The organism is Pseudomonas sp. GM84, from assembly GCF_000282535.1.
Taxonomy (GTDB): Bacteria; Pseudomonadota; Gammaproteobacteria; order Pseudomonadales; family Pseudomonadaceae; genus Aquipseudomonas.
Genome location: NZ_AKJC01000234.1, coordinates 1 through 16299, shown reverse-complemented (window position 1 = coordinate 16299; position 16299 = coordinate 1). Strand labels below are relative to the sequence as shown.

Annotated in this window: 17 protein-coding genes; 12 read left to right on the top strand and 5 right to left on the bottom strand. The window is 63.7% G+C overall.

Annotated elements, in window-relative coordinates:
• Positions 1-273: 273 nt before the first annotated feature.
• Both PMI38_RS18950 and PMI38_RS18945 read left to right on the top strand, forming a co-directional pair.
• Positions 274-543 carry a hypothetical protein gene (locus PMI38_RS18950; protein ID WP_008097296.1) on the top strand — a complete coding sequence of 90 codons (270 nt, stop codon included), beginning with the start codon at positions 274-276 and terminating at the stop codon, positions 541-543.
• Positions 544-547: 4 nt separating this feature from the next.
• Complete coding sequence (locus PMI38_RS18945; RefSeq protein ID WP_008097294.1) at positions 548-820, top strand: DUF3077 domain-containing protein; 273 nt, start codon at positions 548-550, stop codon at positions 818-820.
• A gap of 159 nt (positions 821-979) precedes the next feature.
• On the opposite strand, the gene PMI38_RS18940 is transcribed toward PMI38_RS18945, so the two are convergent.
• Both PMI38_RS18940 and PMI38_RS18935 read right to left on the bottom strand, forming a co-directional pair.
• Positions 980-2452 (bottom strand): inorganic phosphate transporter, encoded by a 1473-nt coding sequence (locus PMI38_RS18940; RefSeq protein WP_008097292.1) that lies wholly within the window; start codon positions 2450-2452, stop codon positions 980-982.
• A gap of 312 nt (positions 2453-2764) precedes the next feature.
• The gene (locus tag PMI38_RS18935; protein WP_008097290.1) at positions 2765-2965 is read right to left on the bottom strand and encodes a hypothetical protein; all 201 of its coding nucleotides are present in this window, start codon (positions 2963-2965) and stop codon (positions 2765-2767) included.
• A gap of 267 nt (positions 2966-3232) precedes the next feature.
• On the opposite strand from PMI38_RS18935, the gene PMI38_RS27230 reads away from it, so the two are divergent.
• The 10 genes from PMI38_RS27230 (at position 3233) to pcaC (ending at position 12972) form a co-directional block, all read left to right on the top strand.
• Positions 3233-3445: a hypothetical protein gene (locus tag PMI38_RS27230; RefSeq protein WP_008097288.1), complete on the top strand. Its 213-nt coding sequence runs from the start codon at positions 3233-3235 to the stop codon at positions 3443-3445.
• Positions 3420-4295, top strand: coding sequence for a pca regulon transcriptional regulator PcaR (gene pcaR / locus PMI38_RS18930; RefSeq protein WP_008097286.1), 876 nt, complete (start codon positions 3420-3422; stop codon positions 4293-4295). Before PMI38_RS27230 ends, pcaR begins: the two co-directional genes overlap by 26 nt.
• Before the next feature lie 292 nt (positions 4296-4587).
• Positions 4588-5931, top strand: coding sequence for an MFS transporter (locus tag PMI38_RS18925; protein WP_008097284.1), 1344 nt, complete (start codon positions 4588-4590; stop codon positions 5929-5931).
• A gap of 221 nt (positions 5932-6152) precedes the next feature.
• Entirely contained in the window at positions 6153-7013 is an 861-nt protein-coding gene (locus tag PMI38_RS18920) for a CoA transferase subunit A (RefSeq protein WP_008097282.1), read from the top strand.
• Positions 7010-7789 carry a CoA-transferase subunit beta gene (locus PMI38_RS18915; protein WP_008097280.1) on the top strand — a complete coding sequence of 260 codons (780 nt, stop codon included), beginning with the start codon at positions 7010-7012 and terminating at the stop codon, positions 7787-7789. Before PMI38_RS18920 ends, PMI38_RS18915 begins: the two co-directional genes overlap by 4 nt.
• On the top strand, positions 7786-8991 hold the full coding sequence (gene pcaF / locus PMI38_RS18910; protein ID WP_177324919.1) for a 3-oxoadipyl-CoA thiolase: 1206 nt from the start codon (positions 7786-7788) through the stop codon (positions 8989-8991). The genes PMI38_RS18915 and pcaF overlap by 4 nt, the downstream gene beginning before the upstream one ends.
• Before the next feature lie 120 nt (positions 8992-9111).
• Positions 9112-10401, top strand: coding sequence for an MFS family transporter (locus PMI38_RS18905; protein WP_008097276.1), 1290 nt, complete (start codon positions 9112-9114; stop codon positions 10399-10401).
• 9 nt (positions 10402-10410) lie between these two features.
• A complete protein-coding gene (locus PMI38_RS18900; RefSeq protein ID WP_008097274.1) occupies positions 10411-11763 on the top strand; it encodes a 3-carboxy-cis,cis-muconate cycloisomerase in 1353 nt (450 codons plus the stop codon).
• Positions 11764-11774: 11 nt separating this feature from the next.
• A complete protein-coding gene (pcaD, locus tag PMI38_RS18895) occupies positions 11775-12566 on the top strand; it encodes a 3-oxoadipate enol-lactonase (RefSeq protein WP_008097272.1) in 792 nt (263 codons plus the stop codon).
• 10 nt (positions 12567-12576) lie between these two features.
• Positions 12577-12972: a 4-carboxymuconolactone decarboxylase gene (gene pcaC / locus PMI38_RS18890; protein ID WP_008097270.1), complete on the top strand. Its 396-nt coding sequence runs from the start codon at positions 12577-12579 to the stop codon at positions 12970-12972.
• Positions 12973-13086: 114 nt separating this feature from the next.
• Here the strand turns inward: pcaC and PMI38_RS18885 are convergent, their stop codons facing one another.
• The 3 genes from PMI38_RS18885 to PMI38_RS18875 form a co-directional block, all read right to left on the bottom strand.
• On the bottom strand, positions 13087-13611 hold the full coding sequence (locus PMI38_RS18885) for an Mpo1 family 2-hydroxy fatty acid dioxygenase (protein WP_008097268.1): 525 nt from the start codon (positions 13609-13611) through the stop codon (positions 13087-13089).
• A gap of 70 nt (positions 13612-13681) precedes the next feature.
• On the bottom strand, positions 13682-14605 hold the full coding sequence (locus PMI38_RS18880; protein ID WP_008097266.1) for a LysR family transcriptional regulator: 924 nt from the start codon (positions 14603-14605) through the stop codon (positions 13682-13684).
• A gap of 227 nt (positions 14606-14832) precedes the next feature.
• Complete coding sequence (locus PMI38_RS18875) at positions 14833-16086, bottom strand: OprD family porin (protein ID WP_008097265.1); 1254 nt, start codon at positions 16084-16086, stop codon at positions 14833-14835.
• Positions 16087-16299: the final 213 nt, after the last annotated feature.

Sequence of the window (16299 nt, the reverse complement as noted above, 5' to 3'; positions counted from 1 at the left end):
AGTTTGGGAATTATCCTACGAGCGCTGCTGAAGTTTCGCTGTTGTCGGGGAAATGCCTCACGGATAACGTTTCCGAGTCGCTCTTGCGACCGGGTGTGAGAACCCGACGAGAAGCAATTTCGGCAAGCTGTCATGGCGGCCGTGCGCGGGCAGACTTCGGTCTGGCCGAGTTTTCCTTTGCTTCCTCGGTTTCTCACCCCGCGTACGGCTGCCACCTAAACCCGTGAGAAGGTTGAGGTGGTGGTTCCTTTAAGCAAGCGAAGGAAAATCACCATGAAGAAGATCGTCCCTGATCCTCCCCGCCGTAAACCTGTCACTACCCCATTCTTCACCGTCCAATCCGACATGTACCCCCCCGACGCCCTGGCCCACGTCAGCGAGCTGCTGCGCGGCGTCATCGAAACCCTCGACGAACACTGCCGCGCCCGCGCTGGCGAACACGGCCTGAGCATGCTGGGCAATGCCATTCATGCCAGCGAGATCGCGTTTGCGTTGGTGGAGCATGTGCACGCTCGACTTTATGGCCAACAGGCTCAGAGGTGACGGCATGGCGGATGAACCCAAAGTCCTCACCACGGCCGGCGTAGAGACCTTCCTCGATGTCGGCAACCCGCCGATTGATCTGCTGCGGGTGCAGCCGGGCATTCCGATCGAGGATGCCTACGAGCAAGTTTCGATACTGCTGGGCTACATCAAGCACCTGGTGCGCGAGGGCGACATGGAGGATGACCACAAGTTGCTCGGTGCAGCGGACTACCTGAGTGCGTTGGCCAAGGCGTTGATGAACGATATCGAGATGGCCAAGAACCGGTTGCATTGACCTCAAGGGCCCTATCGCTGGCAAGCCAGCTCCCACAGGTTCACCACAGTGCTTGAAAGCGATGGAGTACCTGTGGGAGCCGGCGTGCCGGCGATGAGGCCGGTGCAGACCCATGAAAAAGGCGCCTCGAAGGCGCCTTTTTCATTTCAGCAGTATCGCTCAGCTAATCGCCTTGGACGCCAGCCAGAACAGGCCAGCCGCCAGGCCGATGGTGGCTGGCAACGTCAGCACCCAGGCCAGCAGGATGGTTTTCACCGTGCCGCCTTGCAGGCCGCTCTTGTTGGCGACCATGGTGCCGGCAACGCCGGACGACAGTACGTGGGTGGTCGACACCGGCAGGGCGAACACGTTGGCCATGCCAATGGCGCACGCTGCGGTAATCTGCGCCGACATGCCTTGGGCATAGGTCATGCCCTGCTTGCCGATCTTCTCGCCAACGGTCAGTACCACACGCTTCCAGCCGACCATGGTGCCCAGGCCCAGGGCCAGGGCAACGGCCACGATGACCCAGAACGGGGCGTACTCGGTGGTGGCGGTGATGTCCTTGCGCAGCTTGTCCAGGTCAGCCTTTTCACGGGCATTTAGGCTCGGCAGCTTGCCGACCTTCTTCGCGGTGTCATCCAGGCACAGCAGGTAGCGGCGAACTTCCACGCGCTTTTCAGCACTCAGGGCGCGGTAGTCGGTCACGCCTTGCAGCGAGGACTGCAGTGCGGCGATGGTCGGCTCGGTCTGCTGCGGGTTGCAGCTGAACTGCTCCGGCAAGTCGCTGGCCTGGGCCTTGCCCAGCGCCAGGAATTCGCCCAGGGTGGCGGCGTTGCGCTGGTAGAACTGGCTCAGGTGCGTGGTGGCGTCGCGGGTGCGCTCGATCTGGTAGGTGGTGCTGTTCAGGTCGAGTACGAACTTGGCCGGAACGATACCGATCAGTACCAGCATGATCAGGCCGATGCCTTTCTGACCATCGTTGGAGCCGTGAACGAAGCTCACACCCATGGCCGAAATGACCAGTACCAGGCGGTTCCAGAACGGTGGGTGCTTCTTGTCGTCGAGCTTGCGGCGCTGCTCCGGTGTCTTGTGCATCTTCGACAGCGGGCGCCACCATTTCAGGCCGAGCAGCACCAGGGCGGCAACAGCGAAGCCAGCCATGGGCGAAACCACCAGCGACATGGCGATGTCGATCGCCTTCTGCCAGTTGACGCCATCACCCAGCGGAATGTCGTTGATCAGGGCATTGGCCAGGCCCACACCAAGGATCGAACCGATCAGGGTGTGCGAGCTGGAAGCCGGAATGCCGAAGTACCAGGTGCCGAGGTTCCAGGTGATGGCGGCGGCGAGCAATGAGAAGACCATGGCCAGGCCGTGACCGGTGTTCACGTTGATCAGCAGTTCGACCGGCAGCAGGTGAACGATGGCATAGGCCACCCCGACACCGCCGAGCAGAACGCCAAGGAAGTTGAACACCCCGGAGAAGAACACGGCCAGGTGTGGCGGCATGGCTTTGGTATAGATGACGGTGGCTACCGCGTTGGCGGTGTCATGAAAGCCATTGATGAACTCGAAAGCGAGCACGAAGGTCAAGGCGAGCAGCAGGCTCACCAATACCCAGGCATCCAGTCCGCTGAATAAATCGATCATGAAGGTTGTCTGGCGGTCATAGGGGGGCGGGATTATGCCAGAAAACCTTGGCAATCGATGCACCCACTGCAGACCAGTGGCAGGGGTGTGAGCTGCCTCTCACGGCCTGAGAAGACAGGCTTAAGCGTGATAAGTTCCGCTAAAAATCGCAAAAACTAGGAAATTTCGCCAATTTCCCGAAAATTACCAGGGGCTTCAGTGATTCAAACGGCTGTATGAAATTTGTGTAATTCCATTTCATCCGAAGCCAATCGGTAAATATAGGCCGCGTCGAGGGCGCTTGGCCCACGACGCAATGACGCTGGCAGCGGTTCAAGGTTCGTCGCTGCGCAGTTCCTTTTCCATCTTCTCCAGTTCCTGGCTGAACGCCTGATCCTGAACGGTGGCGCGCTTGCGCCAGGGTTTGCGTTCCGGGTCGGGTTGAGCTGCGTAGGTGGTCACTTCACCACCGTAAACTTCCTTGTAACGTTCAGCCTGGCGCTCGAGTTCCGCGCGCAGTTCATCTTTCGTCACAGTAATACCTGAATGCTTGAAAGTGCCGATGTTGTATGCAGGTGCTAGTTGCTCCATGCACTGAGTGTGCTGGATGGCCGATGGCGGTGCTTGCAGTGCCGGTGTATCGATCCGCGCCAGCAGAATCGATTATAGCAATCGATAAATCGACAAACAGGGTTATTTACCGACTGTGACATCGACTGTTGCAAGTTATCGGCTGTGCAAACTTTGAGCGAACAGAGGCCCGCAAAGTTCACTACTGTTTGGGGGCGTGCAGGGGAGGCAATGAAAAACGGCCTCGCACTGGGCGAGGCCGCTGCCTGGGACTTCTACGGTGGGTACCTGACCAGTCTCTCCAAAGAAGCCACAAAGTGGCTGGAGAAAGGTATAAGTAAATTTGTCAGCGGTCAATTGCGATTATCGGCCGTTCGTTCGATAATCGCACAAGCTAGCGATTTTTCTGAGGTGAGCGATGAGCGACCAAACCCCGTCCAATGAATCGGCCAACCCGGAGGCGTCCCGCCCGAGTTCGCCGGCATTGGCACCGCCGATCGTGGCCTCGCCGGCCAAGCGTATCCAGGCGTTTACCGGCGACCCGGACTTCATGACCTCCCTGGCGCGGGGGCTGGCCGTGATCCAGGCATTCCAGGAGCGCAAACGCCACCTGACGATCGCCCAGATCAGCCACCGTACCGAGATTCCCAGGGCTGCGGTGCGCCGTTGCCTGCATACGCTGATCAAGCTCGGCTACGCCACCACCGATGGCCGCACCTATTCGCTGCTGCCCAAGGTGCTGACCCTTGGCCATGCCTACTTGTCGTCGACGCCGCTGGCCGTGTCGGCCCAGCCGTACCTGGATCGCATCAGCGACCAACTGCACGAGGCCGCCAACATGGCCACCCTCGAAGGCGACGACATCCTTTATATAGCCCGCTCGGCCACGGTGGAGCGGCTGATCTCCGTCGACCTGTCGGTAGGCGGGCGGTTGCCGGCCTATTGCACGTCGATGGGGCGCATTCTGTTGGCGGCGATGGACGACACCAGCCTGCGCGAGTACCTCGATCGCGCCGATCTGAAGGCGCGCACCAGCCGTACCCTGCATGACGCCGAGTCGCTGTTCGCCTGTATTCAGCAGGTGCGGGCGCAGGGGTGGTGCGTGGTCGACCAGGAGCTGGAGCAGGGCTTGAGGTCCATCGCAGTGCCGATCTATGACGCCTCGGGCCAGGTGCTGGCGGCGTTGAATGTCAGCACCCATGTCGGGCGGGTGAGCCGCAGTGAGCTTGAGCAGCGGTTCCTGCCGATCCTGCTGGCAGCCAGCCGCGATCTTTGCCATCAGTTGTTTGGCTGACAGGCTGTATGCGCCCCCTCTACACCGTTTCCTGTTCGATAAACGCACAGTGTCGTCCCCGGTCAATTGCACCCCCCTCATTCGCTGATTAATGTCTCTCGCAACGGTCGGCCTAGCCGACCGAACAAGAAAAACATAAGAGGCGCACATCAATGATCACTGTCCCTTCGCTGCCGCGGCCGCACCCGCTCGCAGTGCTGTTGTTTCCAGGCTGATATCGGCTCGCACTTACTCGTACTTGACCCTGCACGCCCGCAGCGGCCCGACCGTGCCTAACTTCTGGATAACAACAATGAACAAACCCCACGCTGTCGGGCAATGCCTCGACGTACAGTCCTTCATCAATGAACAACCGCTGTCGCGCTATCAATGGCGCGTGGTGATCCTGTGTTTTCTGATCGTCTTTCTCGACGGCCTCGACACCGCCGCAATGGGCTTCATCGCCCCGGCGTTGTCGCAGGAATGGGGCATCGACCGCGCCAGCCTGGGCCCTGTGATGAGCGCCGCGCTGATCGGCATGGTGTTCGGAGCCTTGGGCTCGGGCCCGCTGGCTGACCGTTTTGGCCGCAAGGGCGTGCTGGTGGTGGCCGTGTTGGTGTTCGGTGGCTTCAGCCTGGCCTCGGCCTATTCCAGCAACGTCGACCAGCTGCTGGTATTGCGCTTCCTGACCGGCCTGGGCTTGGGGGCCGGCATGCCCAATGCCACCACGCTGCTTTCCGAGTACACCCCTGAACGCCTCAAGTCGCTGCTGGTCACCAGCATGTTCTGCGGCTTCAACCTGGGGATGGCCGGTGGTGGCTTCATTTCGGCCAAGATGATTCCGGCCTATGGCTGGCACAGCTTGCTGGTTGTCGGCGGTGTGCTGCCGCTGCTGCTGGCAGTAGTGCTGCTGGTCTGGCTGCCGGAATCCGCGCGCTTTCTGGTGGTGCGCAACCGCGGCACTGACAAAATCCGCAAGACCCTGGCGCCGATCGCCCCGGCCGTGGTGGCCCAGGCGTCCGGCTTCAGCGTGCCGGAACAGAAGGTCGTGGCGGCGCGCAACGTGTTCGCGGTGATCTTCTCTGGCACTTACGGCCTGGGCACGCTGCTGCTGTGGCTGACCTACTTCATGGGCCTGGTGATCGTCTACCTGCTGACCAGCTGGCTGCCGACCCTGATGCGCGACAGTGGCGCGAGCATGGAGCAGGCCGCGTTCATCGGCGCGCTGTTCCAGTTCGGTGGCGTGCTCAGCGCGGTGGCGGTGGGCTGGGCCATGGACCGCTTCAACCCGCACAAGGTGATTGGCGTGTTCTATCTGCTGGCGGGCGTGTTCGCTTATGCGGTCGGGCAGAGCCTGGGCAACATCACCGTGCTTGCCACCCTGGTGCTGATCGCCGGCATGTGCGTGAACGGCGCGCAATCGGCAATGCCTTCGCTGGCGGCGCGTTTCTACCCCACGCAAGGGCGTGCCACAGGGGTGTCCTGGATGTTGGGCATCGGCCGCTTCGGCGCGATTCTGGGGGCCTGGAGTGGCGCGACATTGCTCGGTTTGGGCTGGAACTTCGAACAGGTGCTGACGGCTTTGCTGGTGCCTGCGGCGCTGGCGACGGTAGGTGTGATCGTGAAGGGGCTGGTGAGCCACGCCGACGCTACGTAGGCGTTCGTGCTGGCCTTATCGGCGGCAAGCCGGCTCCCACAAGAGCAGATTGTGAGGGCCCTTTGTGGGAGCCGGCTTGCCGGCGATGAGGCCAGATCAGACATAGGTAGGAAGGCATTAATTGGTTCGATAATCGCACGAATAGTCGATTATCGGATTGTAAGCCCCCACCGCTCTCCTTAATCTGAACGCAACGTAGCACCCTGACCAGGAGTCTCCAAATGGCTGCAATTCTCCCGCTTCACGAAGCCGTGAAGCAGTTCATCCAGGACGGCGATACCGTCGCCCTCGAAGGCTTCACCCACCTGATCCCGACTGCCGCCGGGCACGAGATCATCCGTCAGGGCAAGCGCGACCTGACCCTGGTGCGCATGACCCCGGACCTGATCTACGACCAGCTGATCGGTGCCGGCTGCGCCCGCAAGCTGATCTTCTCGTGGGGCGGCAACCCCGGTGTCGGTTCGCTGCACCGCCTGCGCGATGCGGTCGAAAAGCAATGGCCACAGGCGATCGAGATCGAGGAACACAGCCACGCCGACCTTGCCAACGCCTACGTCGCCGGTGCTTCCGGCCTGCCGTTCGCGGTGCTGCGTGCCTACGCCGGTTCCGACCTGCCGAAGGTCAACCCGCTGATCAAGAGCGTCACTTGCCCGTTCACCGGCGAAGTGCTCGCTGCCGTGCCGTCGGTACGCCCGGACGTCACCGTGATCCACGCACAGAAGGCCGACCGCAAAGGCAACGTGCTGCTGTGGGGCATCCTCGGCGTGCAGAAGGAAGCGGCCCTGGCGGCCAAGCGCTGCATCGTCACCGTCGAGGAAATCGTCGATGACCTGCAGGCGCCGATGAACGCCTGCGTCCTGCCGACCTGGGCCCTCAGCGCCGTGTGCCTGGTGCCCGGTGGTGCCCACCCGTCCTATGCCCACGGCTACTACGAGCGTGACAACCGCTTCTACCAGGATTGGGACCCGATCGCGCGCAACCGCGAATCGTTCACCGCCTGGATCGACACCTACATCCGTGGCACCGCCGACTTCAACGCATTCAAGGCCAAGCTGGCCAGCACCGCGGAGGCTGCACAATGAGCTACTCCACCTCTGAAATGATGACCGTTGCCGCTGCCCGCCGCCTGCGCAACGGCGCTGTCTGCTTCGTCGGCATCGGCCTGCCGTCCAAGGCCGCCAACCTGGCGCGCCTGACCTCGTCGCCTGATGTGGTGCTGATCTACGAGTCCGGCCCGATCGGTGCCAAGCCGAGCGTGCTGCCGCTGTCGATCGGTGATGGCGAGCTGGCCGAAACCGCCGACACCGTGGTGCCGACCGGCGAGATCTTCCGTTACTGGCTGCAAGGTGGCCGCATCGATGTCGGTTTCCTCGGCGCTGCCCAGGTCGACCGCTTCGGCAACATCAACACCACCGTGGTCGGTGACTACCACGCGCCGAGGACCCGCCTGCCGGGGGCCGGCGGCGCGCCGGAGATCGCCGGTTCCGCCAAGCAGGTGCTGATCATCCTCAAGCAGTCGCCACGTGCCTTCGTCGACAAGCTCGACTTCATCACCTCGGTCGGCCACGGTGAAGGCGGCGATTCGCGCAAGCGCCTCGGCCTGCCGGGCGAAGGGCCGGTCGGCATCATCACCGACCTGTGCATCATGGAGCCGGAAGCCGGCACCCACGAATTCGTCGTGACCTCGATCCACCCGGGCGTGACCCGCGAGCAGATCGTCGCCGCCACCGGTTGGGCAATCCGCTTTGCCGATGACGTGCAGACCACCAGCGCACCGACCGAAGTCGAGCTCGGCGCCCTGCGCGACCTCGAAGCCCGTACCGCCGTGGCCCATGGCCAGGTGGCAGGAGAAGCCTGATGCGCGACGTATTCATCTGTGACGCCATCCGCACCCCGATCGGCCGTTTCGGCGGCGCCCTGGCCGGGGTACGTGCCGACGACCTGGCTGCGGTCCCGCTGAAGGCGTTGATCGAACGCAACCCGACCGTGCAGTGGGAACAGCTCGACGAAGTGTTCTTCGGCTGCGCCAACCAGGCCGGCGAAGACAACCGCAACGTGGCGCGCATGGCGCTGCTGCTGGCGGGCCTGCCGGAAAGCATCCCGGGGGTCACCCTCAACCGTCTGTGCGCTTCGGGCATGGATGCCATCGGCACCGCCTTCCGCGCCATCGCCAGTGGCGAAATGGAACTGGCCATTGCCGGTGGCGTCGAGTCCATGTCGCGCGCACCGTTCGTCATGGGCAAGGCCGAGAGTGGCTATTCGCGCAACATGAAGCTCGAGGACACGACCATCGGCTGGCGCTTCATCAACCCGCTGATGAAAAGCCAGTACGGCGTGGACGCGATGCCCGAGACCGCCGACAACGTCGCCGACGATTACCAGGTTTCCCGCGCCGACCAGGACGCCTTCGCCCTGCGCAGCCAGCAGAAGGCCGCTGCGGCCCAGGTTGCCGGTTTCTTTGCCGAAGAGATCGTGCCGGTACGCATTGCCCACAAGAAGGGCGAGACCGTGGTCGAGCGCGATGAGCACCTGCGCCCGGAGACCACCCTCGAAGCGCTGAACAAGCTCAAGCCGGTCAACGGCCCGGACAAGACCGTCACCGCCGGCAATGCGTCGGGCGTCAACGACGGTGCCGCGGCGCTGATCCTGGCCTCGGCGGAGGCTGTGAAGAAGCACGGCCTGACCCCGCGTGCCCGGGTCCTGGGCATGGCCAGCGCGGGTGTGGCACCACGGGTCATGGGTATCGGCCCGGTACCGGCGGTGCGCAAGCTGACCGAGCGCCTGGGTGTGGCGGTGAGTGATTTCGATGTGATCGAGCTCAACGAAGCGTTTGCCAGCCAGGGCCTGGCAGTGCTGCGCGAGCTGGGTGTGGCCGATGATGCGCCGCAGGTGAATCCCAATGGCGGCGCGATTGCCCTGGGCCACCCGCTGGGCATGAGCGGTGCGCGCCTGGTGCTGACGGCGCTGCACCAGCTGGAGAAGAGCGGTGGGCGCAAAGGCCTGGCGACCATGTGTGTCGGGGTTGGCCAGGGGTTGGCGCTGGCCATCGAGCGAGTTTGATCCTTGCCGGCGATAGGGCCGGTAGCTACGACACAAGGCCAATTGCCAGCCTGCCAGCGGAACGAGTGTGTTACTAGGTATGTCTAGACTTACCCAGGACCCTCCAGGAGTAAAACCGCCATGACCTCAGCCTATTACACCGGCGAAGAACGCAGTAAGCGCATCTTCGCCATCGTCGGTGCCTCTTCAGGCAACCTGGTGGAATGGTTCGACTTCTACGTCTACGCCTTCTGCGCGATCTACTTCGCCCCGGCCTTCTTCCCCTCCGACGACCCCACCGTGCAGTTGCTCAACACTGCCGGGGTATTCGCCGCAGGCTTCCTGATGCGCCCCATCGGTGGCTGGATTTTCGGCCGCCTGGCCGACCGCCACGGGCGCAAGAATTCCCTGATGATCTCGGTGCTGATGATGTGTGCAGGCTCCTTGATGATCGCCTGCCTGCCGACCTACGCCAGCATCGGCACCTGGGCGCCGGCGCTGCTGTTGCTGGCCCGCTTGATCCAGGGCCTGTCGGTCGGGGGCGAGTACGGCACCACCGCCACCTACATGAGTGAAGTGGCACTGCGCGGCCAGCGCGGTTTCTTCGCCTCGTTCCAGTACGTCACCCTGATCGGCGGCCAGTTGCTGGCGGTGCTGGTGGTGGTGATCCTGCAGCAGCTGCTCAGCGAAGACGAGCTGCGAGCCTGGGGCTGGCGCATTCCGTTCGTGGTCGGTGCCATCGCCGCACTGATCTCGCTGATGCTGCGCCGTTCGCTGCACGAGACCAGCAGCGCCGAAACCCGCAAGGACAAGGATGCCGGCTCGGTCAAGGGCCTGTTCCGCCATCACACCGCCGCCTTCATCACCGTGCTCGGCTACACCGCCGGCGGTTCGCTGATCTTCTATACCTTCACCACCTACATGCAGAAGTACCTGGTCAATACCGCCGGCATGACCGCGAAGAACGCCAGCTACGTGATGACCGGCGCGCTGTTCCTGTTCATGGTGCTGCAGCCGTTCTTCGGCATGCTGTCGGACCGCATCGGCCGGCGTAACTCGATGCTCCTGTTCGGCGCCTTGGGCACCCTGTTCACCGTGCCCTTGCTGATGGCGTTGAAGACCGTGAGCAGCCCGTTCATGGCCTTCGTGCTGGTGAGCCTGGCACTGTGCATCGTCAGTTTCTACACCTCGATCAGCGGCCTGGTGAAGGCCGAGATGTTCCCGCCGCAGGTGCGCGCACTGGGCGTGGGTCTTGCCTATGCGGTGGCCAACGCGATGTTCGGCGGCTCGGCCGAGTACGTGGCCCTGGGCTTGAAAACCCTGGGCATGGAGAACACCTTCTACTGGTACGTGACGGCCATGATGGCGATCGCCTTCCTGTTCAGCCTGCGGCTGCCGAAACAAGCGGCGTACCTGCACCATGACGACTAAGGATGCTGCATGAGCAACCAACTGTTCGATGCCTACTTCACGGCCCCGGCCATGCGCGAGGTGTTCTCCGACCGCGGTCGCTTGCAGGGCATGCTCGACTTCGAAGCGGCCCTGGCCCGCGCCGAGGCCGGCGCCGGGCTGGTGCCGCACACTGCGGTGGTGGCCATCGAGGCCGCCTGCCAGGCCGAGCGCTATGACGTGCGCGCACTGGCCGATGCCATCGCCACGGCGGGCAACTCGGCGATCCCTCTGGTGAAGGCGCTGGGCAAGGTGATCGCCAGTGGCGTGCCCGAAGCCGAGCGCTACGTGCACCTCGGCGCCACCAGCCAGGATGCCATGGACACCGGCCTGGTCCTGCAGTTGCGTGCCGCACTGGAACTGATCGAAGCCGACCTCGCCAAGCTGAGTGATACCCTGGCGCAGCAGGCCCTGCAGCATGCCGACACGCCCCTGGTGGGCCGTACCTGGCTGCAGCACGCCACGCCGGTGACCCTGGGCATGAAGCTGGCGGGGGTGCTTGGCGCCCTCACGCGCCACCGCCAACGGTTGCAGGAACTGCGCCCGCGTTTGCTGGTGCTGCAGTTCGGCGGCGCTTCCGGCAGCCTGGCCGCCTTGGGCAGCAAAGCCATGCCAGTTGCCGAAGCCTTGGCCGAACAGCTCAAGTTGAGCCTGCCCGAGCAGCCGTGGCACACCCAGCGTGACCGCCTGGTGGAGTTCGCCTCGGTGCTGGGCCTGATCGCCGGCAGCCTGGGCAAGTTCGGCCGCGACATCAGCCTGCTGATGCAGACCGAGGCGGGCGAGGTGTTCGAACCGTCGGCGCCGGGCAAGGGCGGATCGTCGACCATGCCGCACAAGCGCAACCCGGTAGGGGCGGCGGTGCTGATCGGTGCCGCCACCCGCGTGCCGGGGCTGCTCTCGACGTTGTTCGCCGCCATGCCTCAGGAACACGAGCGCAGCCTGGGGTTGTGGCACGCCGAGTGGGAGACGCTGCCAGACATCTGCTGCCTGGTGTCCGGTGCCCTGCGCCAGGCCCAGGTGATCGCCGAGGGCATGGAAGTGGACGCTGAACGCATGCGCCGCAACCTCGACCTGACCCAGGGCCTGGTCCTGGCCGAGGCGGTGAGCATCGTCCTGGCCCAACGCCTGGGCCGTGACCGCGCCCACCATCTGCTGGAGCAATGCTGCCAGCGCGCCGTCGCCGAGCAGCGCCACCTGCGCGCCGTGCTGGGTGACGAGCCGCAAGTCAGCGCCGAACTGTCGGCACAAGAACTCGACCGCCTGCTCGATCCTGCCCATTACCTCGGCCAGGCCCGCGTCTGGGTGGCGCGGGCGGTGGCCGAACATCAACGTTTCACTGCCTGAAGGAGACCGCTGTGGCGCAATTGCAACTGGCCGATGGCGTACTGAACTATCGAATCGACGGCCCGGATGATGCCCCGGTGCTGGTGCTGTCCAACTCGCTCGGTACTGACCTGGGGATGTGGGACAGCCAGATCCCGCTGTGGAGCGAGCACTTGCGTGTGCTGCGCTACGACACCCGTGGCCATGGCGCTTCGCTGGTGACCGATGGGCCGTACAGCATCGAGCAACTGGGCCGCGATGTGCTGGCCCTGCTCGACGCGCTGGATATCCGCCACGCGCACTTCGTCGGCCTGTCGATGGGCGGCCTGATCGGCCAGTGGCTGGGCATTCATGCCGGTGATCGCCTGCACAGCCTGACCCTGTGCAACACGGCGGCGAAGATCGCCAACGACGAGGTCTGGAATACCCGCATCGACACCGTGCTCAAGGGCGGCCAGCAGGCCATGGCCGATTTGCGCGACGCCTCCATCGCCCGCTGGTTCACCCCCGGTTTTGCCCAGGCCCGACCGGAGCAGGCGCAGCGCATCTGCCAGATGCTCGCGCAGACTTCCCCGCAGGGCTACGCCGCCAACTGCGCGGCGGTGCGCGACGCCGACTACCGTGAGCAGCTGAGCCGTATCCAGGTGCCCACGCTGATCGTCGCCGGTAGCGAAGACGTGGTGACCACCCCGGAGCATGGTCGCTTCATGCAAGCCAACATCGTCGGTGCCACCTATGCCGAGTTCCCGGCAGCGCACCTGTCCAACGTCGAAATCGGCGATGCGTTCAGCCATCGCGTGCTCGACTTCCTGCTGGCCCGCTGAGGAGTCTGCCATGGACGAGAAACAACGTTACGACGCCGGCATGCAGGTACGCCGCGCGGTGCTCGGCGATGCCCATGTGGACCGCAGCCTGGAAAAGCTCAACGACTTCAATGGCGAGTTCCAGGAGATGATCACCCGCCATGCCTGGGGTGATATCTGGACCCGCCCCGGCTTGCCACGGCATACCCGCAGCCTGATCACCATCGCGATGCTGATCGGCATGAACCGCAATGATGAGCTCAAGCTGCATTTGCGCGCGGCAGCCAACAACGGCGTGACCCGCGACGAGATCAAGGAAGTGCTGATGCAGAGCGCGATCTATTGCGGGATTCCGGCGGCCAATGCCACCTTCCACCTGGCGGAATCGGTGTGGGATGAGTTGGGTGTGGAGTCGCGCCAGCCCTGATGCCTGCACTGGCCCCATCGCCGGCAAGCCGGCTCCCACAAGTACTCCACAGATTTCAGATACAGTGGGATACCTGTGGGAGCCGGCTTGCCGGCGATAGGGCCAGTGAATTTCCTACAGGGCAGCTTTCTTCTGCCGCAATGCCACGGGCCCGGCATTGGCCTCCACGGCACGCTTCAAATCCGGGCACAGCCCCAGCATGAACCCCGCCTCGGCCACCACGAACAACGGCCCGATGATCAACCCGCTGACATCGTCGACGAATGCCGGCTTGCGCCCTTCGTAATAGTGCCCGACGAACTGGATGATCCAGCCCACCACGAACGCCCCCAGCCCGGCACCGAGCCAGAGCGCAGTACTTTGCATCGCCAGTACCTGGCCAACCCACAGGCACAGCCCCAGCAGCAGGCCCATGACCAGCCCGAAGCGCCGGTCCAGGCGCAGGTAGAACCACACCGAAGCCCCTGCCGCGAGCAACGCGGGCGAGAGCCACATGCCTGCTACGTCCCAGCCGGGGCGCGACAGCAGCACGGTCACTGCCAGCACGATCAGCGGAATGCCGACGAAGTGGGTGGCGATGTTGCGCGGGTCGCGGTGGTAGGCGGCGTACTGGCTCAGGTGTTCGACGAGGGTTTTCATTGTTGTTCCTCCTTGGGCAGCCACTGACCCACTATTGCTGAGAATAGCCTGCAGCCGAACCATCATCAGTTCAGCGAATGGCAGCAGCGCGCATGGGCGCATCCAGCCCCACCAGGGTCTCGATCATCGCCCGCGCCGCCGGCGACAGGCGGTAGCCACTGCGGCTGACCACCCCGCAGCGCACACTCAGTACCTCCAGTGCAGGCGGCAGGTTGCGCCAGTGCAGGCGGACCAGACGCCCGGCGGCGAGGTCGTCGGCCACCGCCTCCTCGCTGGCGTTGCCGATGGCATCACTGGCCAGCACCACACTGCGCAGGATTGCCAGGTGTTCGGTCTGCAGGTGCGGGGTGAAGTCGCTGCGTCCGCTCAGGTTTGCCAGGCGCTTGCGCACGCCTGGGGTGAGCAGTGCGCTGGCAAGGGGGTAGGCGAACAGGTCATTGGTCGAAAGGCTGTCCTTGTTCAGCAGGGGGTGGCCTGGGCGGCAGAAGAACAGGCCCGGACGCGGGCTGAGGGGCTCGGTGTGGAAGTTGGGGTCGGCTTCGAAAGGGCGGATATCGTCGACGAAGAATTCGATCTGTTCGCGACGCAATGCCTGGCCGAGGCGTTCGCCATTGTCGACCAGCAGTGCGGTGCGGATTCCGGGGTGGCGGGCAATGAAATGCTGCAGTGCCTCTGGCACCAGGCGCGCCGCCAGTGCCGGGCCGCTGCCGAAATGCAGCTCGCCGGCGTCGAGCTTGGTCATTTGCAGCACGTCGTTGCTTAGCTGCGCGGCGCCTTGCACCAGGCGGCGGGCGTGCTGCAGCACCACCAGGCCTTCGGGGGTAGGGGGCAGGGCTTTGCTGGCGCGGTCGACCAAGGGGCAGCCGAAGGTTTGTTCGAGGCCCTGAATGGCGCGGCTGAAGGCAGGTTGGGTGATGCCCATGGCTTCGGCGGCGCGGACGAAACTGCGGTAGTCGTTGAGGGCGATGAAATAGCGCAGTTGGCGAAGGTCCATGTCGAAGCTCTGCGGCGGGATCAGAGAACGATTTAAACGGTTACCTGATATGTCGTCAATGAAGGTTATTTTATTTTGTTATGTCTTTTAGTTATTTAATTGGTCCTGCTGACCGCTTCGCGGGACAAGCCCGCTCCCACAGGTTCACCGCAAGCTTGAAGATTGCGCAGAGCCTGTGGGAGCGGCGGTGCGGCGATCCGACTTGTCCCGCGAAGAGGCCGGTGGCTTCACAGCAGATTCAACGGATAACTCACAATCAAGCGGTTCTCATCGAACGAATTGGTGCTGAAGTCTCGCCGCATGGTCGAGTTGCGCCATTTCACCGACAAGTCCTTGAACGACCCCGACTGCACCACATACGCAAGCTCGGTCTCGCGCGCCCACTCCTTGCCATCATCGACGCCACCGGCCGTCACATTGTCGCCCTTGATGTAGCGGTTCATCAGGGTCAGCCCAGGGATGCCGACACTGACGAAATTGAAGTCATGGCGCACCTGCCAGGAGCGTTCCTTGGCATTGTCGAAGCTTGAGTTGTAGCTGTCGTTGGCCAGGGTGCCGCCGCTGGTGCCGTTGACCCGCAACCAGGCGTCATCGCCGCTGACTTTCTGCAGGCCGACATAGAAGGTGTTGCCTTTGTAGCGTGCCGAGAGCATCGCCGAGGCCGTGCGGTTGTCCAGTTGCCCGGCGCGCTCGGCGCCGTCTTCCTTGCCGATGAAGTAACCCAGGTTGGCGCCCAGGGTCCATTCACCCAGTGGCTGGCTGTGCACCAGGTTGAGGTACTGCTGGCGATAGATGTCCTTGAGCTGGGCATCCCACAGGCCGATCAGCGTGCGCTTGTCGTTGAACGTGTATTCACCGCCGCCGAAGTTGAAGCGGTCGGAGGTGAAGGCCGCGCGGCCGTTGAGCGACATGTCTTCCATGCTGGCGTCGTTGCGCGGGCTGTTGCCGCGGAACTGGCCGGCGTACAGGGTCAGGCCATCGATCTCCTTCGAGGTGAGCTGGCCGCCACGGAAGGTCTGTGGCAGCGAGCGCCCATCGTCCGAGCGCAGGATGGGCAGTACCGGCATCCACTCGCCAACCTTCAGTTCGGTCTCGGACAGTTTGGCCTTCAAGGCCACGCCAAGGCGGCCGAAGTCGTCGGCCGGGCGGCCGTCGTCGTGTACCGGCAGCAGGTGGGTGTTGGTGGTGCCTTTGCCACCGTCGAGCTTGACCGAGTACAGGCCCAGCACGTCGACACCGAAGCCGACGGTGCCCTGGGTGAAGCCCGAGCGCGCATCGAGGATGAAGCTCTGGGTCCATTCCTCGCCCTTGGCCTGGGGGTGGGCCGGGTCGACGAAGTTGCGGTTGATGTAGAAGTTGCGCAGGTTGAGGCTGGCCTTGGCGTCCTCCATGAAACCGCCTTCGGCGGCGAACACGGGGAGGGCGCAGGACAGGGCCAACAGGCCGGGCAGCAGCTGGCGTGCGGGTTGCAGAGTGCTCATCGGTGGTGGATCTCTTGTTTTTATTGGCGAGCCGGTACGCTGCAGGGTGCGGGCCTGCAGGGGCGGGGCTGTTTGATGAACCAGTGCAACGTTGCGTGAGGGATGGTGCGGGGAGGGGCAGGGATGAGGCAATTCGTCGCAAGCGGAACGGGGCGATAATCGAACGGAATGTTCCAGTTGGTTAATTGTTTGCCTGTACTGGCCTCTTCGCGG

What these genes read in the sequence shown, in the direction of transcription:
- pcaR (WP_008097286.1), top strand. Translation starts at nt 3,420, where the DNA reads ATGAGCGACCAAACCCCGTCCAATGAATCGGCCAACCCGGAGGCGTCC.
- PMI38_RS18880 (WP_008097266.1), bottom strand. Translation starts at nt 14,605, where the DNA reads ATGGACCTTCGCCAACTGCGCTATTTCATCGCCCTCAACGACTACCGC.
- PMI38_RS18885 (WP_008097268.1), bottom strand. Translation starts at nt 13,611, where the DNA reads ATGAAAACCCTCGTCGAACACCTGAGCCAGTACGCCGCCTACCACCGC.
- PMI38_RS18905 (WP_008097276.1), top strand. Translation starts at nt 9,112, where the DNA reads ATGACCTCAGCCTATTACACCGGCGAAGAACGCAGTAAGCGCATCTTC.
- PMI38_RS18875 (WP_008097265.1), bottom strand. Translation starts at nt 16,086, where the DNA reads ATGAGCACTCTGCAACCCGCACGCCAGCTGCTGCCCGGCCTGTTGGCC.
- PMI38_RS18900 (WP_008097274.1), top strand. Translation starts at nt 10,411, where the DNA reads ATGAGCAACCAACTGTTCGATGCCTACTTCACGGCCCCGGCCATGCGC.
- PMI38_RS18940 (WP_008097292.1), bottom strand. Translation starts at nt 2,452, where the DNA reads ATGATCGATTTATTCAGCGGACTGGATGCCTGGGTATTGGTGAGCCTG.
- PMI38_RS18925 (WP_008097284.1), top strand. Translation starts at nt 4,588, where the DNA reads ATGAACAAACCCCACGCTGTCGGGCAATGCCTCGACGTACAGTCCTTC.
- pcaC (WP_008097270.1), top strand. Translation starts at nt 12,577, where the DNA reads ATGGACGAGAAACAACGTTACGACGCCGGCATGCAGGTACGCCGCGCG.
- PMI38_RS27230 (WP_008097288.1), top strand. Translation starts at nt 3,233, where the DNA reads ATGAAAAACGGCCTCGCACTGGGCGAGGCCGCTGCCTGGGACTTCTAC.
- PMI38_RS18945 (WP_008097294.1), top strand. Translation starts at nt 548, where the DNA reads ATGGCGGATGAACCCAAAGTCCTCACCACGGCCGGCGTAGAGACCTTC.
- PMI38_RS18915 (WP_008097280.1), top strand. Translation starts at nt 7,010, where the DNA reads ATGAGCTACTCCACCTCTGAAATGATGACCGTTGCCGCTGCCCGCCGC.
- PMI38_RS18920 (WP_008097282.1), top strand. Translation starts at nt 6,153, where the DNA reads ATGGCTGCAATTCTCCCGCTTCACGAAGCCGTGAAGCAGTTCATCCAG.
- PMI38_RS18950 (WP_008097296.1), top strand. Translation starts at nt 274, where the DNA reads ATGAAGAAGATCGTCCCTGATCCTCCCCGCCGTAAACCTGTCACTACC.